Here is a 24,206-nt window from a genome sequence, read left to right on the forward strand (position 1 = left end):
TGAGGTCAGGCGTTTGCCGGTTTGTTTTCGGGGGTGAAGCCGTCATCGTCATAAGGGTCTATCAGACCCTGCTTTTCGCGCTGTCGGATATAGTAGGAGATGACAGCAGCACCTGACATCTTTCCGACGATAAAGACGACCCAGTTCGCGAGATGAAGCATGTTTCCCGGCTCATCGCCCAGCTGCATCTGGCGGGCAAGATCAGCGCCATAAAGAAAGATCGTCGTGTCGACGGGGGCCGCGACCGCGCTCGAAAGAAGGATGCGCGTCGACAGGCGGTATTTGGTGAGCGTGAATATGAGCCAGTCTGTGATTTCCGAAATCGCGAAGGCGATACCAGACGCGAGTGCAATCACCGGCCAGGCATAGAAGAATGACCATGCGATCGCGAAGGCCATCACGATCAGGACTTTATGCCCCATTCGCCTTTGCACAAAGTCACGGAATACGAAGACCAGACCGGTGACAACGGTCAGCGGATGAAGCTCGATGCCGCGATCGAAGGCATCTGAAGGTGCCATCAGGGAAATGCTGTCGATGACGCCGAATGACCAGTTCAGGAAAGGGATGGTGGCGAAATAGACAAAGGCCCAGAAGCGCCCGTTTGCGAGCCAGATGATGACAGATGTCACAACGAGGCCGACAAAAACCGGAAATAGTAATGATGGTTGCTGATTGGTCAGCGCGGCAACGATACCGTTCCAGAAAGTCATGATGAAAAACAGCAGTTCCTTAAGCAGGGCCAGCATTGAAGGTTTAAGGAGTCCGCGTAATGACGGCCCGCCGGTACGCAGAGGCGTGGAAAGACCCGCCAGCTTTTGAGAGGTAATCTATGCCCATCTCACAGAATGTGAAGCTTGCCCTTATCGTTGCGCGCGACCGCAATGGTGCCATAGGCAAGGATGGGACGCTCCCCTGGTCGCTTCCAGATGATCTTAAGCTCTTCAAGCAGATAACGCTTGGCAAGCCGATCATCATGGGGCGCAAGACGTGGGAAAGCCTGCCGCGCAAGCCGTTGCCTGGCCGCCAGAACATCGTGCTGACCCGGCACTGGAGCTACGCCGCATGCGGAGCTCGGGTCTATTCAAACATGAACGCGGCTATCGCAGCTGCACGAGCCATGGCGCAGAAGGCCGATATGGACGAGATCTTCGTGATTGGCGGCCAAAGCCTGTTCGAGCGGGCCATGCCGCTTGCCGACCGCCTCTACATCACTGACGTCGATGCTGACGTTGATGGCGATGTCTTCTTTTCGAGCGGAGATTTCGACAGGTTCAAAGAAGTAAGCAGCGCGAGCTATCCGGCTGATGACCGGAACGAATATGCCTTTACCCACCGCGTCTATGAGCGTGTAGCGGATGAAGTGCTCCGGCCGGGCGAATAGCCCGAAACGCTTCCAAATTCAGAACTTCCGCGACGAGTCATCTTGATGCGCCTTGCGCTGCGCGACACTGTCTTCCGCAAAGATAAAATGCGGGAGAAACATCATGGACTATGAAGTGATTGCAGAGGGCCTTCGGTTCCCGGAAGGCCCGGTCGTCATGTCGGACGGCTCGGTTGTCGTCGTGGAGATCGAGAGTAAGCTGATCACGCGTTGTTGGCCGGATGGAAAGCGCGAGACCGTGGCAGAGCCGGGCGGTGGACCGAACGGTCTGGCCATTGGTCCTGACGGAAAGCTCTGGTGCACCAATAATGGCGGCTTCACCTACCATGAACGCGACGGCCTGCTGATCCCCGGCCATTGCCCGCCGGACTATTCAGGCGGGAGGATTGAGCGCATTGATCTAGAGACCGGAAAGGTTGAGGTCGTTGCCGCCGAGTGCGGTGGGCGCCCGTTGAAAGGGCCAAATGATCTCGTCTTCGACAAGGCGGGTAATCTCTATTTCACCGATCTGGGAAAATCCTATCCGACCCATCGCGACACGGGCGGCGTCTATTTCCTGGCGGCGGGGTCCGACAAGGTTCAGGAACTCGACTACAATCACATTTCGCCGAACGGCATCGGCCTCTCACCCGACGAGAAAACGGTCTATTTTGCCGACACGATGACAGCACGCGTCTGGGCCTACGACCTGGAAGGCCCCGGCGTGGCGAAACAGGCTTCACCATTTGCGAAAGGTCGCGTCGTCGCGGGCATGCCAGACCTTCGCTACTTCGACAGCCTTGCAATTTCAGCAGCGGGCAATGTTTGCGTTGCGACCATCCTGCAGGGGGGCATCACAACGGTAGAGCCCGACGGCAATCACGCCCACACCGCCTTACCGGACCCGTTCGTCACCAATATCGCCTTTGGCGGCGAAGACATGAAGGATGCCTACATTACGCTCTCGGGCACCGGGCAGCTCATCAAGTGCCGTTGGCCGGAGGCAGGGCTCAAGCTGAATTTCAACGCCTGACGCTTATGGGTGCGGTTTCGGGAATCCGTGACGTTCAGAAAGCGCTGCGAGGATGTCATCGCGATCATTGATGAATGCGCGTCCCTGATGAGTGCCGGTCTGGTGTTGCGAGGAGGTGCCCTCTTCCAGCAACAGCATGGGAAGTGACTGGTTCTCCTCGCCGACCACAGCAACAACGTCCCTGCGTGGGCGAGGCCAGTCGACCCGGCGCACGTCCAGCTTTGCGGCGAGCTCCGGAAACGAAGCGAGCACACCTTCGACCATTGCACATGGCGGGCAGTAAAACGTCTCGCCCGGATAGGCCGGGTCTTCGCCCGGCGTGAGCAGGTACAGGATATCCTTCGGCATGTTGGTCAATCTTCGAAAATGATGCGGGGAGGGGCCTTGGTTTGCAGGCTATCCAGATTCAGCGCGACCGATCTGGAAAGCTCATGAAACAGCTTTGCCGAAGGTCCGTCGCCGAGGGCGGCTGGTCTGCCCATATCGCCGCCTTCGCGAATTTCGTTGAGGATAGGCAATTCAGCCAGCAGCGGCAGGCCAAGGGCTTCGGCTATGGTTTTACCGCCGCCCTGACCCATAAGGTGGTGGCGGTTGCCGGCAGGGTCTTCGAACCAGCTCATTGTTTCCACGACGCCCAATACAGGCACGGCGGTCTTGGCGAACATGGCTGCGCCGCGGCGCACGTCTGCGAGTGCAACCTCCTGCGGCGTGGTTACCAGGACCGCAGCTGTCACTGGCACTTTCTGCGCGATGGCAAGCTGGGCGTCGCCTGTGCCGGGCGGGGTATCAATGATGAGCAGGTCCAACGGATCTTCAGGTGTGCCCCAGGCCGCATCGTTCAGCATCTGGGTAATCGCCGACATTACAATCGGGCCGCGCCAGATCATCGGGGCGTCCGGGTCTGACAGGTAGCCGATAGACAGTGACCGAATGCCATGAGCTTCGACGGGGATGAGTTTGCCGGCGGCATCCGTCTCAGGCGAAGCATCACCTGTGCCGAGCATGGTCGGCGCGCTGGGACCATAGATGTCTGCGTCGAGGAGGCCGGTCTTCAGGCCGAGCTTTGCGAAAGCAGCGGCAAGGTTTACCGCAACAGTGGACTTGCCCACACCACCCTTGGCGCTCGCCACGACGAGGATGCGTGAAATGCCGGGAATGCGATCGGTCGTCGGTTGGCCGGGCTGGCCCTGGGTGATCGCGTCGTCAGACAGGCGTGCCCCTTTGGAGACCCGGCGGTGCCCAGGCTTTGGCTCGCCGGTCGACGAAGCGGTATGCGTGTGCGCATTTGATTGCGGCGTACTGCCGGCGGCGCGTTCAGCCGTCAGCATGGCACGTACCTCGGTGACGCCCGCGACATTCATGACACGGGCTTCAGCCTCAATGCGGCGCGCCTCAGAGGCCTCAAGGTCTTCGGGGTCGCCATCAAGGATGAGCGTGACACGTTCGTTATCCTGCACGCGGACGCCCTGAAGCCAGTCCGGATTGCCAAGCGCAGCCCGAATTCGGTCTTCGAGACTGCCAGATTGTCGCTGTTTACGCCGAAACATGCGGGCCACTCCTTGATGCACGCGGTCTGGGGTGCACATATTCGTTCAGTGCCTATATGGCCATAGACGGACAGTCGTGAAGGAGGGGCAATGCCCTGGAATGATAATAAGGACGGAGAGGGTTCGTCCAAAGGCAGCAGCCCATGGGGATCCCAGGGCAAGAAGTCTGATTCGCCCTGGTCCCGCCCGGGCGGTTCTGGCGGTGGCAACGGGTCTGGCGGCGGCGGTGGAAACAACCGTCCCGATCTTGAAGAACAGATGCGCCGCATGCAGGAACGCTTTCGTCGTGGTCGCGGTGGAAGTGGCGGCGGCGGACGCGGCGGCGGTGGCCAGAACTTCGGTCCGTTCGGCTTCATCGTCCTCGGTTTCGTAGCGCTGCTCGCCTGGCTTTTCTCCGGCGTGGTCGTCGTTGACGAAGGTGAAACGGCAGCGGTGTTCCGCTTTGGTCAGTGGCAGAAGAATTTCGGCCCGGGCCTGCATGTTCACTTGCCGACGCCGATCGAAACGCATGAGATCATGCCGTCGCAGCAGCAACAGGTCACCCAGATCGGTGCCAATGAAGAAGAGCGCCTTATGCTGACGGGCGACGAGAACATCGTCGACGTTCAGTACCGCGTCTTTTGGTACTATGATCAGGAAGATCCTGAGAACTTCATTCTCAACGTCGAAGATGGCGAAGACCTGGTGAAGGCGGCTGCGGAAAGCGTCATGCGCGAAGTGGTCGGCAAGTCGAACCTCGACGATGTCATCACGACAGGCCGTAACGAACTGCAGAACCAGGTTCGCGAACAGCTTCAGGCCCTTCTCCAGGATTATCGTGCGGGTGCGCAGATCCTGAACGTGGAGATACAGGAAGCACAGGCCCCGGCTGAGGTTCGTGCGGCGTTTATCGACGTGGTCAATGCCGGTCAGGATGCGGAGCGCGCCGTGCAGGTCGCCAACCGTTACGCCAACGACATCATCCCACGTGCACGTGGTGAGGCGCAGCAGATCCTTCAGGATGCAGAAGCTTACCGCGAACAGGTGATCGCCGACGCATCTGGTCAGGCCAATCGCTTCACGCAGATCCTGACGGAGTATCAGCGGGCGCCCCAGGTTACCCGTGAGCGCATGTATCTTGAAACGATGGAGCGTGTCCTCAATCGCAGCGACAAGCTCATCCTCGATAATGACGCCGGCGCAGTACCTTACCTGCCGCTCGACAGCGTCAGTCGCAGAAACTCGGAGAACTAGGTCATGAAATCGATCGGTATTCTCGGGATCGTCGCAGCCGTTCTGGTCGCTATCGTCCTGTTCAACTCGTTCTTCATCGTCGATCAGCGTAAGCAGGCGCTTCTCCTGCAGGTTGGCCGCGCCGTTGAAGCCTATAATGAGCCGGGTTCGGACGAGGCCGGCCTGAAGCTGAAGATCCCGCTACTGCAAAACGTAGTCATGTATGACCGCCGCAATCTCGGTCTTAACGTGCCGGGCATCGAGGCATACGCCTCGAACCAGGAGCAGCTGATTGTAGACGCGTTTGTTCGCTGGCAGATTTCCGACCCTCTTGCCTTCTATCAGCGTCTCAACAATGAGCGCGATGCGCGCAGCCAGCTTCGCAACTTTACGGATGCGGCCATCCGTAACGCGCTCGCCTCACGCCTGCCGGAAGATATCATTTCGGGTCAACGCTCGGAACTGATGGACGAGATCCGCACCAACCTTGCAGGCAATATTGCAGGACGCGGTATCGAAATCATCGATGTTCGTATCCGCCGCGCCGACCTTCCGGATGACGTGTCGGAGCGCGTGTTCCAGCGTATGGAAGCTACGCGTGAACAAGAGGCTGAGGAAATCCGTGCTGAGGGCGACGAGCGCGCACAGCTTGTTCGTGCGACGGCGGAACGCGAGCGTACGGTTCTGCTGGCTGAAGCCCGGCAGCAGTCGGAAGAAATTCGCGGTGAGGGCGACGCCCGCCGGAACGAAATCTATGCCGAAGCCTATGAGCAGGATGCGGAATTCTTCCGCTTCTATCGCTCGCTCATTGCCTGTGAAGAAGCCTTCACTGAAGGCACGCGTATTGTTGTCGGACCAAACCAGCTTGGACTTTGCAATGACTTCATCGACCAGGCCCGCCAAAGCGGTTCGCGCCGTTAAGTCGGTACGCCGCCACAATGCTACCAATCTGGACCTGCCATGAGCTGGCAGGTCCTTATTGCTGCCGTCGGGTTATGGTTTGCCCTTGAGGGCATCCTCTATGCCGCCGCGCCCGAGACAATGCGCCGTATGGCGGCGTGGCTGGCCGCTTTGCCGCTCGACGCCGTGCGTAGTGGCGGCATCTGGTCAGCGATACTGGGACTGATCCTGTTCTATTGCGCCGTCCGGTTTGGTTGACGCGTTGCGTTCTGCCTGCGAACCGCCATAGTTCAAAATTAACAAGTATGCGTGTGTGATGGAGTACGGAGTATGAGACGTTTTGCGATGTCGGCCCTGGCCGGGCTTGCTGGCGCTGCTTTGCTGGCCGCTCCGGCGGGCGCGCAGCGATCGCAGGGCGAAACTCGCGGCTCTCTCTCCGATACGACAAGTGTCATCAATCAGCAGCGTGCGCCAGACTCTTTCTCTGAGCTTGCGCGTCGGCTCATGCCGTCAGTGGTCAATATCACGACAAGCCAGACCGTAGCACCGAATGGTATGCCGGAATTTCCTGACGGTTCTCCGCTTGAGCGTTTCAACGAATTCTTTGGTCGCGACCCGGAGGGCTTCCGCCGTGAGGGATCGCTGGGGTCTGGCTTTGTCGTGTCCGCCGATGGCGTGATCATTACCAATAACCACGTCATCGAGAATGCAGACGAGATCAACGTGATCTTTTCGTCCGGCCGGACGCTCCAGGCCGAGCTGATCGGAACCGATGTCGAGACCGATATTGCCGTGCTGAAGGTCGAAAGCGAAACGCCGCTGCCCTTCGTCGAATTTGCCGATAGTGATGCCGCAGAGGTTGGCGACTGGGTTATGGCCATTGGTAACCCGTTTGGCTTCGGTGGCTCGGTGTCTGCGGGTATTATCTCGGCGCGCAATCGTGACATTCAGTCTGGTCGCTATGATGACTTCATTCAGACCGATGCGGCGATCAACCGGGGCAATTCGGGCGGCCCGCTTTTCAATCTGAACGGCGAAGTCGTGGGCGTGAATACGGCCATTATCTCGCCGACAGGTGGGTCGGTCGGTCTTGGTTTTTCCATTCCGGCAAACCTGGTCGAGCAGGTGTCGGCGCAGATCATCGAATACGGCAAGCCGCGCCGTGGCTGGTTTGGTGTAAACGTTCAAGGGATCGATGAAGGCCTTGCGGGCGCCTATGGCCTCGATAGCACCGATGGTGTCATCATCACCAATATCGACGGTGAAGGGCCAGCGGCGGGTGCCGATTTCGAAGTCGGCGATCTGCTTCTGACCTTTGACGGCAAGATGATCGAGAATGTTCGCGGGTTGACCCGCATTGTTGCCGAAACCGAAATCGGGAAACGTGTGCGCGTGGACCTTATTCGCGACAGGAAACGCCGTACCGTGACATTCGAGGTCGGCGAGCTTGCCTCCAACAATGAGTCCGAGACGCGCGAACCATTGCCGGATAATGCACTGGCACAAAATCCGCTTGGGGCCGAGCTCAAGAATGTCGATGACGATGCCCGTCGCCGTTATGGCATTGCGCGCAGCGTAGATGGGGTGCTCGTAAACTCCGTCGCCGCGAATGGTCCAAGTTTCGGAAAGTTGCGTAAAGGCGACGTCATCACGGAGATGGGCTTCAAGCGCGTGGCGGATCTTGAAGATGCATATGATGCGCTTTCGCCGACGAATGCCCCACCGGGTGCACCGCTACTCCTGCGAGTGAGCCGTTCGGGGCAGAACATGTTCTTTACTATCGAAACCAAGCGGTAAGAACGCGCAAGTCTGATCGGCAAGCCGTTGCTTTACGGCGTCCGCAAATCACAGTTCTATGAATTGTGGGAGGGTGCCCGGTCGATCAGGAGCGTGAATGTATGGCGATGAACGAAAGAGCAGCCCTCAATCTGTGGCGCCGTGCCCTGGCATCCTATGTGCGCACATCGGATGGCGACCTCACTGCGCGCCAGCAGGCGATCCTGATGACAGTGGCTCTTTCAGCCGGGCCCCATACAGTCCGGGGACTTGCGACAGATCTTGATCTGGCAAAGCCTGCTGTCACGCGAGCTGTTGATGCGCTGGAGAAGCTTGGCTTTGTCCGCCGTCGCCGTGATGAGCATGACCTGCGCAGCGTCATTATCGAGCGCACAGTTGAGGGCATGACCTGGCTACGAGAATTCGCCGAACTCATTATTGCTGCGGAGGCTGGCGAAGAGCGCAAGTCAATTGCGGACGCCAAACCACTGGACAAGAATGTCGCGGCCTGATTGAGGTGGCGGCGTGCCTGATTTCTTCGATCAACGACTGACGCCGCCTCGTCGCGGGCAGGGCATGCGGATGCAGGTGTCTGCGGGCATTGCGGCGCTGCGAGATGCCCCGCGCCCAGACGCTGAAATGGTGACCCAGGCACTACACGGTGAGACCGTTACTCTATTTAGCGAAGCTGGCGAGTTTGGTCTGGTTCAGATGGAGCGTGATCGCTATGTCGGCTGGACGCTCATGGACGCGCTCTCTGCTCCGGTTTCAGAGCCCACCCACTGGGTGAGCGCCCTGCGGACGTATGCTTATTCGCGACCGCACCTGAAATCTGCCCCTTATGGACTGATCTCCATGGGAAGCGCGGTTACTGTAACGGGCGAGGAGAACGGCTTTTTCCAGACAACCCGAGGCGGATGGCTGACATCGGGTCACGTGCAGCCGATCGATACCCGCTTTGATGATCCTGCCGATGTCGCGCTTCGTTTCCTGCATGCGCCATATCTCTGGGGTGGTTGCGAGAGCCTCGGTCTTGATTGTACCGGGCTGACGCGGGCGGCATTCCTTTCCTGCGGTGTCGTCCTGCCGCGGGACAGCGATATGCAATTTGCCTGGAGCGGTGAGGCCGTGGATGACTGGAATGCGCCGGGCGCGCTAAAGCGAAATGATCTGGTCTTCTGGAAAGGGCATGTCGGCATCATGCTGGATGATAAAATGCTGCTTCACGCGAATGGTCATCATATGGCCGTTGCGAAAGAGCCGCTGCTCATGGCGATTCCGCGCATTGCAAAAGAATACGGCGAGCCCATAGGGGCCCGCCGTATTGATATCTCGAAAGAAAGAGAGCGAACGCCAGGCTGGCTCGCGCCCCGGTAGATCACAAAGCCTACTCTTCGGACTCGTTTTCTGCTTGGTCTTCAGCTTCCGGTGTCATTTCGACTTCGCTGACATTGCCTTCGGCTTCTGAGTCCTGGTCGTTTACAACATCCTGGGTCTCGATCTCGCCGGTCGCCAGTGTCGGTGCGTCTTCAACGGTCTCAGCATCCAGTGTTGCGTCAACGGCGTCACCATCAGTCGCGTCACCCTCTGCGCCTTCTTCCTCCTCGGGAAGCGGCTCTGGGAACGCCGGTGCGTCCGGGGTGTACTGTGCGAGGTACGCAATCACGTCTGCACGCTCATCGTCACGGCGAAGGCCGGCGAAGGCCATGGAAGTGCCGCGAATATAGGAGGAAGGATTCTCGAGCCACTGGTCCATGCTTTCATAGGTCCAGCTTTCGCTCGACGTAGCCTGCATGGCTGAAGAGTAGCCAAAGCTTGGATCGTGAGCATGGCTGTCGCCGATAATGGCGTGGAGGTTCGGGCCGGTGCCATTGCTGCCGCCTTGTTCGATCGTATGGCAGGTTGAGCATTTCGCCTTGAAGGCGCGCTCGCCCGATGTCGGGTCAGCAGCGGCAAGAAGGGCGCCCAAGTCGTACACTTCTTCTTCAACGGCGCCAGCGCCGCCGGTCTCTGCGATCTCGGTGTAATATGAGAAACGGCCTTGCGCCCATTCATTGAGGCTGTGAGCCTCCTCACCATGGTGGCCGCCGTCGCCGGACGAGAAGACCATGCCTGACAGCGTCTGCAGGCCCATAACGACCAGCACAACAGCCAAAATCGCACCAAATACCTTGTTCCAGAAGAGATCGCCCATCGGGATCATCCTTGTATCTTTATCAGTCTTTGCGCGCCTTCTGGCACGCTATCGAGTCGGTGGCAATATAAGCGAATGTGTTGCGGTCTGCGTGGGTATTTACAGCGGCGAATGGGCGCAGGCTTTGTCCTGACCTGTCTGGCCGGACGAGGGTGTGGGGCTTGCAAATTGCCTGCACCTCCCGCATGGCAGGCCGCGCTTTGATACAAGAGTTCGGAATCTCGACGAGGAACAGGCAATGGACATGCGGCAAGGGCGAATAGCCTATCAGGGCGAACCGGGCGCAAACTCCCATATCGCCTGCAAGGAAACCTATCCCGGTATGGAGCCGGTTGCCTGCAAGACGTTCGAGGACGTGCTTTCCCTGGTCGAGCGCGGTGAGGCTGACCTCGCGATGATCCCTGTGGAGAATACGATCGCCGGGCGCGTTGGCGACATCCATCACCTTCTTCCGGGCACCACGCTCAATATTATCGGCGAGCATTTCATGCCGATCCGCTTTCAGCTCATGGCGTTGCCGGGTGTCGAGCTTTCACAGGTGAAACAGGCCCATTCCCACATCATGGCGCTGGGCCAGTGTCGCGCTTTCATGCGCGAGCATGGGATCGAGCCCATCGTCGCTGCGGATACGGCAGGTGCAGCGCGGATCGTGAAAGAACTGGGTGAGCAAACGACGGCGGCCATCGCGCCTGAACTCGCAGCCGAGGTTTATGGCCTCAATATCCTTGCCCGCGATATAGAAGATGCCGAACATAACACCACCCGTTTCGTCATCATGGCGCCGGACCCTCTGGAGCACGAGGATGTGGGCGAAGATGCGGTCACGTCTTTCCTGTTCCAGGTCCGCAACATTCCCGCCGCGCTTTACAAGGCGATGGGCGGGTTCGCGACCAATGGCGTGAACATGACCAAACTCGAAAGTTACCAGATCGATGGATCCTTCACCGCGACCCAATTCTATGCCGAGATTGAAGGCCATCCCGATGAGCGGCGCGTGCAGCTCGCCCTGGAGGAGCTTGGCTTCTTCTCCAATTCGCTGAAGATCATGGGCGTGTTTCCCGCCAGCGCTGCGCGCTACGCAAACCGCTAGCGCTGCCTCCGGGGCCTAGTGCTTCCAGACGATTTCAGTATCGGTATAGCCCTGGAAGTAAAGCGGGGCGGTCAGGTCGGTAACGTTGATCGCGCAATCGGAGGCGGCCGCGACGACGGGTTTGGCCCGATAGGCAACGCCAAGTCCGGCGGCTTCGATCATCGCAAGGTCATTGGCGCCGTCGCCCATGGCGAGGGCGTCCGTGTTCGAAAGCCCCAGAGCCGCCACCTGTTCTTCGAGCGCGGCCAGTTTCGCCTTTCGCCCGAGAATGGGTTCTGCAACCTTGCCTGTCAGTGCATTGCCATCATCAAGCAGCGTATTGCCCCGATGGATATCGAATCCTGCTGCCTCGCCGATGCGCGACGTGAAAAAGGTGAAGCCTCCAGAAACGAGCATGGCATGCGCGCCTTGGGCTTTCATGGTCGAGACCAGCGTCCTGGCGCCCGGCATCAGCGTGATGCGCTCACGGTAGCATTGGTCCAGTCGAGCCAGATCAAGTCCGGCGAGCTTGCCGACGCGCTCGCGCAGGGCCGGTTCAAATTCCAGCTCACCGCGCATGGCCCGCTCGGTAATTTCTGAAATTTCGGCCTTGAGGCCCGCGAAGTCCGCGAGCTCATCGAGGCACTCTTGCTGAATGATTGTCGAATCCATGTCGCAGATCAGGAGCTTCTTGCGGCGGTCAGAAGTCGTGGACACGCAGATATCGGCGTCGCCTTCAAAGGCTTCTTCGAGCGCTTTGCGGGCTGCCTGAGGATCGATGAAATTTCCTGCCTGCTCAATTGCTGTGAACTCGCGCTCGCCGCTCAGTAGACGAACGGGGGCCTTTTCGCCCGGATCGGCCGCTGCCAGCGCCTTTTCCAGCCTGTCGCCGATAAGCTGCAAGCTCTTGTCGGCACGGGCGACGACAACCGCGACATGACTAAAATCCGTGGTTTTTCTGTCCATAGGCGCGGTCCTTACTTAACGTTCACGTCCAAAGTCCTTACGTCTAAACGCATGAAACCCGCTATCTTGATCCATGGACCGACTGCAAGTGGAAAAACGGCACTCTCGATCGCCGTTGCCCGCAAGTTCGATGGCGAAATCGTCAACGCCGATTCGATGCAGGTCTATGATCGTCTGAATGTGATTTCGGCGCGTCCGTCAGAAGAAGAAATGGATGGTGTTCCACATCATCTGTTCGGCCATGTGCCCGTGGCAACCCGTTTTTCGACCGGCGAGTGGCTGGAGCAGGCGCGCACGGTCATTGAGGACATACAGAAGCGGGAGAAGACTGCCGTGGTGGTCGGAGGCACAGGGCTTTACCTCATGTCGCTGATTGAAGGGCTGTCTGACATTCCGCCCGTCCCTGAAGACGTGCGCCACGAAGTGCTGGAAATTGCCAAGGCTGACGGGTTACGGGGGCTCAAGATCCGGTTGCAGGTCGTTGATCCGGATGCAGCCGCGCGCATTGATGACAATGACCGGCAGCGCCTGACGCGGGCCTATGAAGTCTGGCTGGCCACGGGCCGCTCGCTCACCAGCTTCCAGAACAACAAGACCAATGCCGTGCTGAACCCGGATGAATGGCTGGGCGTCGCGCTGACGCCGCCGCGGTCAAAGCTCTACGCACGGATCGACCGGCGTTTCGAAGGCATGCTTATGGAAGGCGCGATGGAAGAGGCGCGGGCGCTGGATCGCCTCGGTCTCGACCCTGAGCTACCAGCTATGAAAGCGCATGGTATGCCGTGGCTGACCGCATTCATTCGGGGCGAGCTTGATGCGGCGACGGCCGCCGAGAATGCCAAGCGCGATACGCGGCGCTATGCCAAGCGCCAGTTCACCTGGATCGGCCGGCAGTTTCCGTTCTGGCCGCGCATACCGTCCACCGAAATCGCGACACGCATCAGGGTGATTTCTGCCCTATATAGAGAGGTTGACCGCTAGGCGGAGGCACGTTATTGCGGCATTATCAGTTTAAGGAAACAGTTTTGCGCAATCAGGACGTCGTCGTACTTATCAGCCCGTGACCGGCATCATCAGATGTCGGCGCGGGTGCGCATGGAAGGGTCTCCAAGGAGGCCCTTTTCTTTTGCGCACGGTGCAGAGCAGGTAGGATCGACCAACTGGAGCAGAGGTCAGGCAGACAGGAACAGGTAAATGGACACGCACACACTCAGCGACCAAGCCCAGTCTTCCCTTGATGGGGCGCGTATGACGGGCGCCGAAATGGTGATTAACGCGCTCAGGGAGCAGGGCGTCGACACCATGTTCGGCTATCCGGGCGGCGCGGTCCTGCCGATCTATGATGCGCTCTATTCCGAACCATCCATCCAGCATATCCTGGTGCGCCATGAGCAGGGTGCGGGCCATGCCGCCGAAGGCTATGCGCGCTCTACCGGCAAATGCGGCGTCGCGCTGGCAACGTCCGGCCCGGGTGCAACGAATATGGTCACGCCGATTGCCGATGCGATGATGGACTCCATTCCTATGGTCGTCATCACGGGCCAGGTGCCGACGCATCTTATCGGCACCGACGCCTTTCAGGAATGCGATACGGTCGGCATCACCCGCTGCTGCGCCAAGCACAATTATCTCGTCACCGATGTGAATGACCTTGCCCGGACGCTGCACGAAGCTTTCCTGATCGCGACGTCAGGCCGGCCAGGTCCCGTCGTGATTGACATCCCCAAGGACGTACAGTTCGCGACCGGCACCTATATCGGCAAGCAGGGCGTTAACAAGCCGACCTACCAGCCAAAGACCGAACCGTCCGAGCACGCCATTCGCGACGCTCTCGATATGATGGCGACGGCGCGCCGGCCCGTCTTCTATACGGGCGGCGGCGTGATCAATTCAGGCACGGAGGCGTCAAAGCTGCTGCGAGAGCTTCAGGCGGCAACCGGCTTTCCGGTCACCTCCACGCTGATGGGCCTCGGTGCCTTCCCGGCGAGCCATGAGGACTGGCTTGGCATGGTCGGCATGCATGGCGCTTATGAGGCCAACAACGCCATGCACGACTGCGATTTGATGATCTGCGTCGGGGCGCGTTTTGATGACCGGGTGACGGGCAAGATCTCGGCCTTCTCGCCGGGGTCGCGCAAAATCCACATCGATATCGATCCGTCTTCGATCAACAAGATCATCCGCGTGGACGTGCCGATCATTGCTGACTGCAAGGCGGCCCTTCAGGCGCTGCTGGATGGCTGGAAGGCGCGCCGCCTGCCGGCGCCGGACCTGTCCGACTGGAAAGCGCAGATCGCAAAGTGGCGCGCGGTGGACTGCTTTGCCTATCCGGAAAACGACGGCGCGATCCGCCCGCAATATGCGGTCGAGCGCCTCTATGAGCTGACCAAGGACCGCGACACCTATATCTCGACCGAGGTGGGCCAGCACCAGATGTGGGCGGCCCAGCATTATCATTTCGAAGAGCCGAACCGCTGGATGACGAGCGGTGGCCTCGGCACGATGGGCTATGGCCTGCCAGCGGCCGTCGGCATTCAGGCCGCGCACCGCGATAGCGTCGTGATCGACATTGCAGGCGAAGCCTCGGTCCAGATGGTGATGCAGGAAGTCTCGACCGCTGTTCAGCACAAGCTGCCGATCAAGGTCTTCATCCTCAACAATGAGTGGATGGGCATGGTGCGCCAGTGGCAGGAGCTGTTGCACGGTGAGCGCTATTCGCACTCATACTCCGAAAGCCTGCCGGACTTTGTGAAACTGGCCGAAGCTTACGGTGCCCATGGCATTCGCTGCGATGACCCGGCAGAACTTGATGCGAAGATCATGGAGATGATCGACCATGACGGTCCGGTGATCTTTGACTGCATGGTGGAAAAGGCCGAAAACTGCCTGCCTATGATCCCGTCAGGTGCGCCGCACAACCAGATGATTCTCGGCAGGATCGCTGGCGATGAGATTGACGAAGCCGGCCGGAAGATGGTGTGAGCTGACATGACCCGCGAACCAATTCCCGCCAGCGCCTATGATATGGACCATGCCGAAGAGGTCGAAGAGCGCCGCACGCTTGCCGTCCTCGTCGATAACGAACCGGGCGTCCTGGGCCGTGTCGTCGGGCTGTTCTCTGCGCGCGGTTACAACATTGAAAGCCTGACCGTCGCCGAAGTTGACCGCGGCAAGCACCGCTCCCGCATCACCATCGTGACAACGGGCACGGCCCATATGCTGGAGCAGATCGAGGCGCAGCTCTTGCGGCTCGTGCCGGTGGCGGCCGTCATCGACATCACCAAGTCCAAGCGCGGTGTTGAGCGTGAGCTGGCGCTCGTCAAAGTGGCAGGGCAGGGCGACCCGCGCGTCGAGGCGCTGCGCATCGCTGAAATCTTCCGCGCGCGCGTCATCGATACGACCAATGAGAGCTTCATTTTCGAGATCACCGGCGCATCGGAAAAGATCGATCAATTCTGCGAACTGATGGAGCCGCTCGGCCTCGTCGAAGTGAGCCGTACAGGCGTGCTCTCCATCCGCCGCGGCAAGGATGCGGGATGATAGCTGGTTATGCCTTCGGAGCTATGGTGTTGGGTGCAGTGGTCTGCGCAAACAATGCCTATGCCGATGATGATCAAAGCATTTCACCGTACGATCAGGCGCGGTTGATAGAACTTGAGCTCCGATCGCTGAGCGCGGATCGCATAGCTGAATATCTGCTGCCTGAGAGGGATGCGGACAAGCTCGCGGTTGAACTGATTTTTGATAGGCACGAACACTACAACACGAGAAAGCCAGCCACCGCTTTCCGGTTCGAGCGTGATGGAACCGGACTTTGGAAGGGCTGGCGTGTCGACGGTCGGATTCCGATAGGCAGTTCGGCCTATTGGGCGTTCGACCTGGAGCAGGAAGATAAGGGCTATATTTGCAAAGCTCTGGCGATAGAGATTTCGAGCGATGTCGCTCAATCCCTTCACGCTTTGGCCGCAGTAGATTGGAAACACGCACCGACCTTCTCTGAACGTGATAGCAGTCATCCGACAATGGTTGGCATTCGGGTGATTGATGATGATCGGCGCGAAGAGAGATACTTCGCGTATCTTCAATCTCCGGCAGATCCGATGTTCGATTACCCACCCGAGCTCGCAGAGCAGTTTGAGCGGGAATACGAAAAGTTCGAGCGTTATGTTGTCGAGCTTGCGCAGGAAGTTGATTTCGGTCGAACCGACTGCTCTCCGTCCAACGCCACGCTTGAAGTGCCTCGCAAGCCTTCGCTTGATGAGCGGCACCAGCATGAGTTTGCGCAAATTCGCGCCCGAATGAACATTGCCTATGCGGCGATCCAAGAAGCTATAGAATCCAAGGAGTAACCTACAGTGAAAGTCTATTACGAGCAGGACGCCGATCTCGGCCTCATCACCAAGAAGAAAGTCGCCGTCATTGGTTATGGCAGCCAGGGCCACGCCCATGCGCTGAACGCGCGCGATAGCGGCGTCGCTGACATCGTCGTCGGTCTTCAGGAAGGCTCCGCCAGCCGCACGAAGGCTGAAGCTGAGGGCCTGAAAGTGATGACCCCGGCAGAGGCAACCAAATGGGCCGATGTCGTGATGATCCTCATCCCGGATGAGAAGCAGGCCGTGCTCTGGGCAAACGAGATCGAGCCGCACGTCCGCGACGGCCAGCACATCATGTTCGGCCACGGCTTCAACATTCACTACAACCTCATCCGCCCGTCCGCGAATGTCGACATCTCGCTGTCTGCGCCGAAAGGCCCTGGCCACACGCTGCGTGACCAGTATCAGCGTGGCTTTGGCCTGCCGGGCCTGATTGCGATCCATCAGGACGCGACCGGCACCGCAAAGGACGTTGCGCTCTCCTATTCCAAGGCCATCGGTAACACCCGCGCCGGCGTCATCGAGACCAGCTTCCGCGAAGAGACCGAGACCGATCTCTTCGGTGAGCAAGCGGTGCTCTGCGGCGGTATTGTCGAGCTGATCAAGGCAGGCTTTGAAACCCTCGTCGAGGCAGGCTACGCGCCGGAAATGGCCTACTTTGAGTGCCTTCATGAGACGAAGCTGATCGTCGATCTCATCTATGAGGGCGGCATCGCCAACATGAACTACTCGATCTCCAACACTGCTGAATATGGCGAGTATGTGTCTGGCCCACGTGTCGTGAATTCTGAGACGAAGGCGGAGATGAAGAAGATCCTGACCGACATCCAGGACGGCACATTCGCGCGTAACTGGGTGCTCGAGAACCAGGCTGGCGCGCCTGGCTTCCACGCCAAACGCGCCCGCATGAACGACCACCTCATTGAGGAAGTCGGCGAGAAACTGCGCGGTATGATGCACTGGGCGCAGAATGACCGGCTGGTCGACAAGTCGCGCAACTAGGTTTGAGTGAGCAATTCCTGACCGCCCTCGCAAAACTGCCCACTGGTTATAGCCGTGGCAGTTATTGTGGGGGCAGTTGGGGCGTTACGGTCGAGCGGTCCGGCGATGGCCGACGGGCGAAACTCTACGGCGAAGCGCTTGGCAGTGATGACCATGTTAGCTTCAACCTCTATTGCGTCGCTGGCGAGCCCCGGCTGAAGCCGTGTGAGACGCCCGCCGCAAAAGTCATCGACTTTGTTTTCGGCTTCGAGCCAGCCCTGAATGATGGCTGAACACTAGATTAAATCACTTTATCTTGCCGCCCGGCACGGGCAGGCGCATCTTCAGCGCGTACAAATCTGACGCTGCTGAAAGGCTTTCATGGCAATTCGCATCTCTCTCCTGGCACTTGCTTCATTCACTACTGTGGCGAGCGGCCCTGCATTTGCCCAGTCAAATGTGGCCGAAGGCCTCTGGTCCTATCAGGCGCGTTACATGATTGGGCCTATCCCGGCAGGCGACCGCGGACAGTATTGCGTCGGGCCTGACATGTCTCAAAGTTCGTTCGACCAGCTCTTCAATGATATCAATTCTCGTTGCCGCGTTACCGACAGCGAAACGACGGCTGACGGTTATGATTTCAAGCTGCAGTGTTCCGGCGGACCGGATGGCGAGCTTGACGGCAGGCTGCAGGTCGGCGGGGATACCGCCATTCTGAACGCCACCGGATGGACCGGCACTGCCAGCGAGAATGTCCCCGTGATGCTGACGGCAACGGCCGAACGCGTCTCCACCACCTGTTAGTTCTGCCGATGCAGGATTGGGCGCCTCTGCGTGCAATCTGGCCTAAGGATACCCTTGGGGAAAGATTATTGAACTTTCTCGCTCGTCTACCTTTGACAGCGTCGCTTGCCCGCCTAGAACGTGTCGAAGATGGCCAAATTTATTCCTGTCGGAACGTTCGATCTCGTCATTTTCGGCGGCACGGGCGACCTTAGCCAGCGCAAGCTTCTGCCGGCGCTCTATCACCGCTATGCCGATGGGCAGATCCCCGAGGATTCGCGGATTGTCGGCGTCTCGCGCACCGACATGACGGACGAAGCGTTTCGCGCTTTCGCCTTCGAAGCCTGCGAAGCCCATACAAAGGACAGCATCGAAAAGGATTGCTGGGCGAAGTTCGAGAAGCTGCTCTCCTTCGCAACAATGGACGCGACCGACCCCGACGCGGACTGGTCAGGCCTGAAAGAGCGCCTGGGCGGCGATGACAGGCCCGCCATTTTCTATCTCGCCGTGACGCCAAAAATCTACGTGCCGATCTGTGAAGCGATCGGGGCTGCGGGTCTTGCGGGGGGCGATGCGCGCGTCGTTCTGGAAAAGCCGATCGGGACAGATCTCAATTCTGCGAAAGCGATCAATAGCGGTGTCGGGGCGGTGTTTGCCGAGGACCATATCTACCGCATTGACCACTATCTCGGAAAAGAGACGGTGCAGAATCTTCTGGTCCTGCGTTTCGGAAATACCCTGTTCGAACCACTCTGGAACCGGACCGCCATCGATCATATCCAGATCACCGTTTCCGAAAGCGTGGGTGTCGGCGACCGAGCAGGCTATTATGATAGCGCAGGCGCCGTGCGCGACATGTTGCAGAACCATTTGCTGCAGCTTCTCTGCCTCATCGCAATGGAGCCGCCCAATTCCATTGAGGCAGACGAGATTCGGACCGAGAAGATCAAGGTGCTGAACGCGCTAAGGCCGATCGAGTCCAAATATGTCGGTGCAGACACGGTGCGTGCGCAGTACGAGGCCGGTACAGTCGATGGCGAGCAGGTAAAGGGCTACCTCGAAGAGCTTGAAGGTGATGAAAGCGACACCGAAACTTTCGTGGCCATTAAGGCGTGGGTCGATAACTGGCGCTGGGCGCGGGTGCCGTTCTACCTGCGTACAGGCAAGCGGATGCGCACGCGCCACTCCGAAATCGTGGTCCAGTTTCGTGAGGCGCCGCACGCCATGTTCGGCGAGGATCAGGCCCAATCCAACCGGCTGATCATCCGCCTGCAGCCCGATGAAGGCGTGCAGCTATACGTTCAGATCAAGGAGCCGGGCCCCGGCGGCCTTCGCGTGCAGTCATTGCCGCTGAACCTCTCTTATGCGGAATCGTTTCAGTTGCGGTACCCGGATGCCTATGAGCGCCTGCTCATGGATGTGGTGCGCGGCAATCTCGCTCTATTCATGCGGCGCGAGGAGGTCGAAGAGGCCTGGGAGTGGGTCGATGGTCTGCTCGAAGGTTGGGCAGCTGCGAATACACCTGTCCATACCTACGCAGCCGGGCTGGAAGATGGCCCCGTGGAGGCGCGCATGCTGTTGCGTCAGGACGGGCGAGACTGGTGGAGTAATGGCAAATGACGACCCTGCACCCTAGAATTCAGGAAGTGACAGAGCGGATCGAAAAGCGCTCGGCTGAAACGCGCGCCACCTATCTGGAACTGATCCGTGGCCGCAAGCCTGACGGGTTCGCTCGCCAGAAGCTCGCCGATGGCAATCTGGCGCACGCGTCGGCTGGCTGCGCGGTCATGGACAAGACCCAGCTGCTAGGCGCGAACTGGCCCAATATCGGCGTCATCACTGCCTATAACGACATGCTGTCGGCCCATGCGCCGTATGAGGACTACCCGCAAATCATCCGCGACGCGGCCCGCAAGGTGAATGCCACGGCGCAAGTTGCCGGCGGCGTACCGGCCATGTGCGACGGCGTCACCCAGGGCCAGCAAGGCATGGAGTTGTCGCTCTTTTCGCGCGACGTCATCGCGCTCGCCTCTGCGGTCTCGCTCAGCCACGATATGTTCGATGGCGCGCTGCATCTTGGGATCTGCGACAAGATCGTGCCCGGGCTTATGATTGCGGCGCTGCGGTTTGGCTGGCTGCCGCATATATTCGTGCCGGGCGGGCCGATGCCGTCTGGCCTCCCAAACCCTGAAAAACAGCGCATCCGGCAGGAATATGCCCTTGGCAATGTCGACCGCGACGCGCTGCTGAAGGCCGAAGCTGAAAGCTATCACAGCCCCGGAACCTGCACCTTCTATGGCACCGCCAATTCCAACCAGATGCTGATGGAGGTGATGGGGCTTCACATCCCGGGCGCCGCTTTCGAAAACCCCGGCACGCCGCTTCGCGAAGCCCTGACCCGGGCTGCTGTCAGCCGAGTCGTGGAGCTGACGGTGAAGCGCGACTACACGCCAATGGGCGAGATGATCGATGCGCGTAGCTGGGTGAACGCAATGGTTGGCTTGATGGCGACCGGTGGGTCGACCAATCACGCACTGCATATCCCGGCCATGGCGGCGGCGAGCGGCTACCAGGTCGAGCTTGAGGATTTCGCCGATGTAAGCGAGATCACGCCGCTTCTCTGCCGCATCTATCCAAACGGCCCGGCCGATGTGAACCACTTCCAGGCCGCTGGCGGCATGAGCTTCGTCATGCGTGAGCTGCTGCAGGCGGGCCTCCTGAATGGTGAGGCGCGCGGCATCATGGGATCGATCACAGACCATGCGAAGGAGCCGTGGTTGAACGATGGTGAAGTTGCCTTCAGGGACGCAGCCGAGACCAGCGGCGATACCGACATCGTGCGCCCGGCGAGCGACCCCTTCCAGAAGGAAGGCGGCCTGCGCATGTTGAATGGGCCGCTTGGCCGAGGCGTTATCAAGGTCTCATCCGTGAAGGAAGACCGGCGCATTATTGAAGCGCCCGCACGCGTCTTCGATGATCAGGAAGCGCTCAAGGATGCGTTCAAGGCAGGCGAACTCGACAAGGATTTTGTGGCGGTCGTCCGCTTTCAGGGGCCAGCCGCCAATGGCATGCCGGAGCTACATGCACTCTCGCCAGCGCTTGGCGCGCTGCAGGACAAGGGCTTCAGAGTGGCGCTCGTCACCGATGGGCGCATGTCCGGCGCGAGCGGCAAGATTCCGGCTGCAATCCATGTGAGCCCAGAAGCCGCGCGCGGCGGCCCGCTCGCCTGCGTGCAGGATGGCGACATGATCCGGCTCAACGCTGAAACCGGCGAGCTCGACATCGACTGTGATCCCTCTGTATTCGAGGCGAGAGAGCCAGCGCAATACCGCCCGAACATTCAGGGGCAGGGCCTTGGCCGCGAATTGTTCGGCGCCTTCCGTAGCAATGCCAGTCGCCCGGACACGGGCGGCAGCCTGTTCGAATTCTTCCTGCCCCTGCCGGGAAGCGAACATGGCTGATCCAGTTCTGGTAGGCGATATTGGCGGCACCAATGTCAGGTTTGCGGTCGCCAGTCAGGGCTTTGCCGGTAAGCCGCTCATCTCTGATATCTCGGTCATGCCCGGCGACGATTTCGCTGAGTTCGATGACGCGCTCAGCGCCTATCTGAACAAGTTGGGCAAGAACGCGCCGCGACGGGCGCTCATTGCGCTGGCAGGGCCGGTCCAGAAGGGCAGGGTCAAACTCACCAATCGCGACTGGATCGTCGATACACAGCGTCTGCAGGAGAACTGCGGCCTCGCTTCGGTGCGGCTCGTGAATGACTATGCCGCCATGGCCCGGGCTATACCCGAGCTTCCTGAAGATGCCTTCCGCCTTGTCAGAGAGGGTAGGCCGGACCATTCGGTGCGCCACCCAATTCTCGTTTCAGGTCCGGGCACGGGCCTCGGTATGGCAACGCTTATACCTGTCGGTGCAACAGGTTGGCGTGTTCTGACCGGCGAGGGCGGGCATGCTGCGTTTGCCCCGTCGACACCGCGTGAATGGGCACTGGCGGAGAAGTTGCGCGAGACCCATTCTTACGTATCGCGAGAGCTTGTCCTGTCAGGCTCGGGCTTCGATGCGGTTCACAAGGCGCTTTGCGACATCGACGGTGTCGTATGGGAGAAGACCCACCCTGCGAAGGTTGAAGATCTGGCCCGGCAGGGTGATCCGATCTGCCGGGACATCTGTGAGATCAAGGCGCGAGGAACACTGTACGCGCTGGGCGATGCGGCGCTGATGAACGGCGCCCGGGGCGGCGTGGTCGTGACCGGTGGTGTGGCAGAAGAGCTCGCGGACTGGATTGCTGCGCCAGAGGCCATTGACCGATTTTTGCAACGCGGGCCAATGAGCGATTATATGCAACCCATTCCCATCCGCATCCTGATGGCGGGTGAGGCTGCACTCATCGGTGCGGCTGCATTGGAATATGACAAGGTGCCCGTGCGATGAAAACCATGACCGCCTTTCGCGCCGCCATAGACAAGGCTCCGATCGTTCCGGTGCTCACCGTGCATGAGGCTGATCATGCAGAGCCTCTTGCAGAGGCGCTTCTGCGCGGCGGTCTGTCCTCGGTCGAAGTAACACTTCGCACGCCTGCCGCTCTGGACGTCATTCGGCGTATGTCGCAGGTCGACGACAAGCTGCTCGTAGGAGCTGGCACGATCATCTCTGAGGGCGATGTCGATGCTTCGCTGAAGGCCGGCGCAGATTTTCTTGTGACGCCCGGCACATCGCCGCTGCTGCTTGAGGCGCTCTCAAGTCATGATGGTGTCATCCTGCCCGGCGTATCGACGGCGAGCGAGGCTATGGCCCGCTTTGATGAAGGCTATGGAGTTGTCAAATTCTTTCCGGCAGAGGCCGCAGGCGGAGCAAAGTTCCTGAAGGCACTGTCTGCGCCATTGCCTCATGTGGACTTCATGCCGACCGGCGGTGTGACGCCGGAGAACGCTGCTGATTATCTCGCTTTGCCTAATGTAATCGCCGTCGGCGGATCGTGGATCGCTACCGCAGAGGAAATGGCGGCGGGCGACTGGCAGGCCATCGCCGACAAGTCTGCGGCCGCTGTAAAGCTTGGCCGTCGCGGCTGATTATTCGGGAAGATCGCTGGCTGGCATCCTCGCGGCCCGGCGCGTCCGGAAGCGGCTTTCGAAGGCGACCAGAAGACAGCTGGCGATGATGATGACCGCGCCCAACCAGAGCGCGGGGCCCGGCCATTCATCAAAGAAGAAAAGCCCGAGCAGGGCACTCCAGACGAGGGCCGTGTACTCCAGTGGCGCAAGAACCTGTGCCTCTGCCTGAGCATAAGCGAGCGTCATCAGGTACCAGACGGAATAGCCAAGCAGGCCGAGCAACAGGAAAAACGGGATGTCAGAGAGCGATGGCCAGCCGAATAGTCCCAGCGTGACCGGAAGGAGCGCAATTGCAGGCACGATATTGGTAAAGAGGGCGATTGTGGTCGCATCTTCGTGGCGGGCTCTCATGCGAAGAAAAACGAGAACGAACGCGTAGCCGATGGTGGAGCTGAAAAGCGCTACATAGCCGAGGGTGCGCTCACCGGGGGAGGCGCTGCCATCAGGACTGGAGCCGAAAACGGCGAGGGCCACGCCGCCAAACCCGATCAGCGCGGCCAGTACGGCGACGGCACTCAGTCGCTCGCCAATTACTATGCGGGCAACCGGCGCAACCATGAGCGCTGCGGTAAAGCCAAGCGCGGTTGCTTCGGCGAGCCGCAATTGCGTCAGGGCATAGAAGAAAGTGAAGGCGCAGAACAACTGCAACAGTCCGCGCATGGTATGGAAGCGTATCGCCTCGTTCGAAGGGCGGGGGCGTTTCTTCGCGAGAAATACGGCGCCAGCGATCATGCCGCCAAAAAAAAAGCGCCAGGCCAGCAGGTGATGCAGGCCAGCGCCAGGCGCAACGCCTTTAACCAGAGCGTCGATGACCGCGCCCATCGCAATTGCGAAGACGGCAATCAGCACAGGCATGGCAAGAAGGCGGGACTTGAGCATGGGCGCGCGGTCTAAC

26 protein-coding genes are annotated in these 24,206 nt (G+C 59.6%); 20 read left to right on the forward strand and 6 right to left on the reverse strand.

From position 1 onward, the window contains the following. Nucleotides 1–5: 5 nt before the first annotated feature. Nucleotides 6–749, reverse strand: coding sequence for a VUT family protein (locus tag D1224_RS13310; protein WP_119380446.1), 744 nt, complete (start codon nucleotides 747–749; stop codon nucleotides 6–8). A gap of 83 nt (nucleotides 750–832) precedes the next feature. On the opposite strand from D1224_RS13310, the gene D1224_RS13315 reads away from it, so the two are divergent. Both D1224_RS13315 and D1224_RS13320 read left to right on the forward strand, forming a co-directional pair. Beyond that, nucleotides 833–1,384, forward strand: a complete 552-nt coding sequence (locus tag D1224_RS13315; RefSeq protein ID WP_182482298.1) for a dihydrofolate reductase — start codon at nucleotides 833–835, stop codon at nucleotides 1,382–1,384. Between the two features lie 103 nt (nucleotides 1,385–1,487). Further along, complete coding sequence (locus D1224_RS13320; RefSeq protein ID WP_119380447.1) at nucleotides 1,488–2,396, forward strand: SMP-30/gluconolactonase/LRE family protein; 909 nt, start codon at nucleotides 1,488–1,490, stop codon at nucleotides 2,394–2,396. Nucleotides 2,397–2,399: 3 nt separating this feature from the next. Here D1224_RS13320 and D1224_RS13325 read toward each other — a convergent pair whose 3' ends face one another. Together D1224_RS13325 and D1224_RS13330 are read right to left on the reverse strand one after the other, a co-directional pair. Beyond that, entirely contained in the window at nucleotides 2,400–2,744 is a 345-nt protein-coding gene (locus D1224_RS13325) for a DUF3088 domain-containing protein (RefSeq protein WP_119380596.1), read from the reverse strand. A gap of 5 nt (nucleotides 2,745–2,749) precedes the next feature. After that, nucleotides 2,750–3,943, reverse strand: a complete 1,194-nt coding sequence (locus D1224_RS13330) for an Mrp/NBP35 family ATP-binding protein (RefSeq protein WP_119380448.1) — start codon at nucleotides 3,941–3,943, stop codon at nucleotides 2,750–2,752. 90 nt (nucleotides 3,944–4,033) lie between these two features. Between D1224_RS13330 and hflK the strand changes: the two genes are divergently transcribed. The 6 genes from hflK (at nucleotide 4,034) to D1224_RS13360 (ending at nucleotide 9,208) form a co-directional block, all read left to right on the forward strand. Continuing rightward, entirely contained in the window at nucleotides 4,034–5,176 is a 1,143-nt protein-coding gene (gene hflK, locus D1224_RS13335) for an FtsH protease activity modulator HflK (protein WP_119380449.1), read from the forward strand. A 3-nt stretch (nucleotides 5,177–5,179) separates the two neighbouring features. After that, nucleotides 5,180–6,076: a protease modulator HflC gene (hflC, locus tag D1224_RS13340; protein WP_119380450.1), complete on the forward strand. Its 897-nt coding sequence runs from the start codon at nucleotides 5,180–5,182 to the stop codon at nucleotides 6,074–6,076. 39 nt (nucleotides 6,077–6,115) lie between these two features. After that, a complete protein-coding gene (locus D1224_RS13345) occupies nucleotides 6,116–6,313 on the forward strand; it encodes a DUF2065 domain-containing protein (RefSeq protein ID WP_119380451.1) in 198 nt (65 codons plus the stop codon). 72 nt (nucleotides 6,314–6,385) lie between these two features. Then, complete coding sequence (locus D1224_RS13350) at nucleotides 6,386–7,852, forward strand: Do family serine endopeptidase (protein WP_233350553.1); 1,467 nt, start codon at nucleotides 6,386–6,388, stop codon at nucleotides 7,850–7,852. Nucleotides 7,853–7,953: 101 nt separating this feature from the next. Beyond that, on the forward strand, nucleotides 7,954–8,343 hold the full coding sequence (locus tag D1224_RS13355) for a MarR family winged helix-turn-helix transcriptional regulator (RefSeq protein WP_119380453.1): 390 nt from the start codon (nucleotides 7,954–7,956) through the stop codon (nucleotides 8,341–8,343). A 13-nt stretch (nucleotides 8,344–8,356) separates the two neighbouring features. Beyond that, complete coding sequence (locus D1224_RS13360; RefSeq protein ID WP_119380454.1) at nucleotides 8,357–9,208, forward strand: C40 family peptidase; 852 nt, start codon at nucleotides 8,357–8,359, stop codon at nucleotides 9,206–9,208. A gap of 10 nt (nucleotides 9,209–9,218) precedes the next feature. On the opposite strand, the gene D1224_RS13365 is transcribed toward D1224_RS13360, so the two are convergent. Next, nucleotides 9,219–10,025 carry a c-type cytochrome gene (locus D1224_RS13365; RefSeq protein ID WP_182482299.1) on the reverse strand — a complete coding sequence of 269 codons (807 nt, stop codon included), beginning with the start codon at nucleotides 10,023–10,025 and terminating at the stop codon, nucleotides 9,219–9,221. Between the two features lie 244 nt (nucleotides 10,026–10,269). Here D1224_RS13365 and D1224_RS13370 point away from each other — a divergent pair, with 244 nt between their 5' ends. Next, a complete protein-coding gene (locus tag D1224_RS13370; protein WP_407647468.1) occupies nucleotides 10,270–11,115 on the forward strand; it encodes a prephenate dehydratase in 846 nt (281 codons plus the stop codon). A 15-nt stretch (nucleotides 11,116–11,130) separates the two neighbouring features. On the opposite strand, the gene serB is transcribed toward D1224_RS13370, so the two are convergent. Beyond that, the gene (gene serB / locus D1224_RS13375; protein WP_119380457.1) at nucleotides 11,131–12,060 is read right to left on the reverse strand and encodes a phosphoserine phosphatase SerB; all 930 of its coding nucleotides are present in this window, start codon (nucleotides 12,058–12,060) and stop codon (nucleotides 11,131–11,133) included. A gap of 51 nt (nucleotides 12,061–12,111) precedes the next feature. On the opposite strand from serB, the gene miaA reads away from it, so the two are divergent. The 11 genes from miaA to eda all read left to right on the forward strand — a co-directional run bounded on the left by miaA (nucleotide 12,112) and on the right by eda (nucleotide 23,269). Next, nucleotides 12,112–13,041 (forward strand): tRNA (adenosine(37)-N6)-dimethylallyltransferase MiaA, encoded by a 930-nt coding sequence (gene miaA, locus D1224_RS13380; protein ID WP_119380458.1) that lies wholly within the window; start codon nucleotides 12,112–12,114, stop codon nucleotides 13,039–13,041. Nucleotides 13,042–13,254: 213 nt separating this feature from the next. Further along, on the forward strand, nucleotides 13,255–15,042 hold the full coding sequence (locus D1224_RS13385) for an acetolactate synthase 3 large subunit (RefSeq protein ID WP_119380459.1): 1,788 nt from the start codon (nucleotides 13,255–13,257) through the stop codon (nucleotides 15,040–15,042). A gap of 6 nt (nucleotides 15,043–15,048) precedes the next feature. Next, on the forward strand, nucleotides 15,049–15,600 hold the full coding sequence (gene ilvN / locus D1224_RS13390) for an acetolactate synthase small subunit (protein WP_119380460.1): 552 nt from the start codon (nucleotides 15,049–15,051) through the stop codon (nucleotides 15,598–15,600). Continuing rightward, nucleotides 15,597–16,409 carry a polysaccharide deacetylase family protein gene (locus tag D1224_RS13395; RefSeq protein WP_147372397.1) on the forward strand — a complete coding sequence of 271 codons (813 nt, stop codon included), beginning with the start codon at nucleotides 15,597–15,599 and terminating at the stop codon, nucleotides 16,407–16,409. The genes ilvN and D1224_RS13395 overlap by 4 nt, the downstream gene beginning before the upstream one ends. Before the next feature lie 6 nt (nucleotides 16,410–16,415). Continuing rightward, nucleotides 16,416–17,435, forward strand: a complete 1,020-nt coding sequence (gene ilvC / locus D1224_RS13400; protein ID WP_119380462.1) for a ketol-acid reductoisomerase — start codon at nucleotides 16,416–16,418, stop codon at nucleotides 17,433–17,435. Between the two features lie 2 nt (nucleotides 17,436–17,437). Further along, on the forward strand, nucleotides 17,438–17,707 hold the full coding sequence (locus D1224_RS13405; RefSeq protein ID WP_119380463.1) for a hypothetical protein: 270 nt from the start codon (nucleotides 17,438–17,440) through the stop codon (nucleotides 17,705–17,707). Nucleotides 17,708–17,795: 88 nt separating this feature from the next. Further along, nucleotides 17,796–18,218: a DUF3617 domain-containing protein gene (locus D1224_RS13410; RefSeq protein WP_119380464.1), complete on the forward strand. Its 423-nt coding sequence runs from the start codon at nucleotides 17,796–17,798 to the stop codon at nucleotides 18,216–18,218. Between the two features lie 129 nt (nucleotides 18,219–18,347). Beyond that, nucleotides 18,348–19,817, forward strand: coding sequence for a glucose-6-phosphate dehydrogenase (zwf, locus tag D1224_RS13415; protein ID WP_119380465.1), 1,470 nt, complete (start codon nucleotides 18,348–18,350; stop codon nucleotides 19,815–19,817). Continuing rightward, a complete protein-coding gene (gene edd, locus D1224_RS13420) occupies nucleotides 19,814–21,658 on the forward strand; it encodes a phosphogluconate dehydratase (RefSeq protein WP_119380466.1) in 1,845 nt (614 codons plus the stop codon). The genes zwf and edd overlap by 4 nt, the downstream gene beginning before the upstream one ends. After that, entirely contained in the window at nucleotides 21,651–22,631 is a 981-nt protein-coding gene (locus tag D1224_RS13425; protein WP_182482300.1) for a glucokinase, read from the forward strand. Before edd ends, D1224_RS13425 begins: the two co-directional genes overlap by 8 nt. Then, complete coding sequence (gene eda / locus D1224_RS13430; protein ID WP_119380468.1) at nucleotides 22,628–23,269, forward strand: bifunctional 4-hydroxy-2-oxoglutarate aldolase/2-dehydro-3-deoxy-phosphogluconate aldolase; 642 nt, start codon at nucleotides 22,628–22,630, stop codon at nucleotides 23,267–23,269. Before D1224_RS13425 ends, eda begins: the two co-directional genes overlap by 4 nt. Here eda and D1224_RS13435 read toward each other — a convergent pair whose 3' ends face one another. Further along, nucleotides 23,270–24,190, reverse strand: coding sequence for a DMT family transporter (locus D1224_RS13435; RefSeq protein WP_119380469.1), 921 nt, complete (start codon nucleotides 24,188–24,190; stop codon nucleotides 23,270–23,272). Nucleotides 24,191–24,206: the final 16 nt, after the last annotated feature.

It is taken from the genome of Henriciella barbarensis, from assembly GCF_003576345.1.
Classification (GTDB): domain Bacteria; phylum Pseudomonadota; class Alphaproteobacteria; order Caulobacterales; family Hyphomonadaceae; genus Henriciella; species Henriciella barbarensis.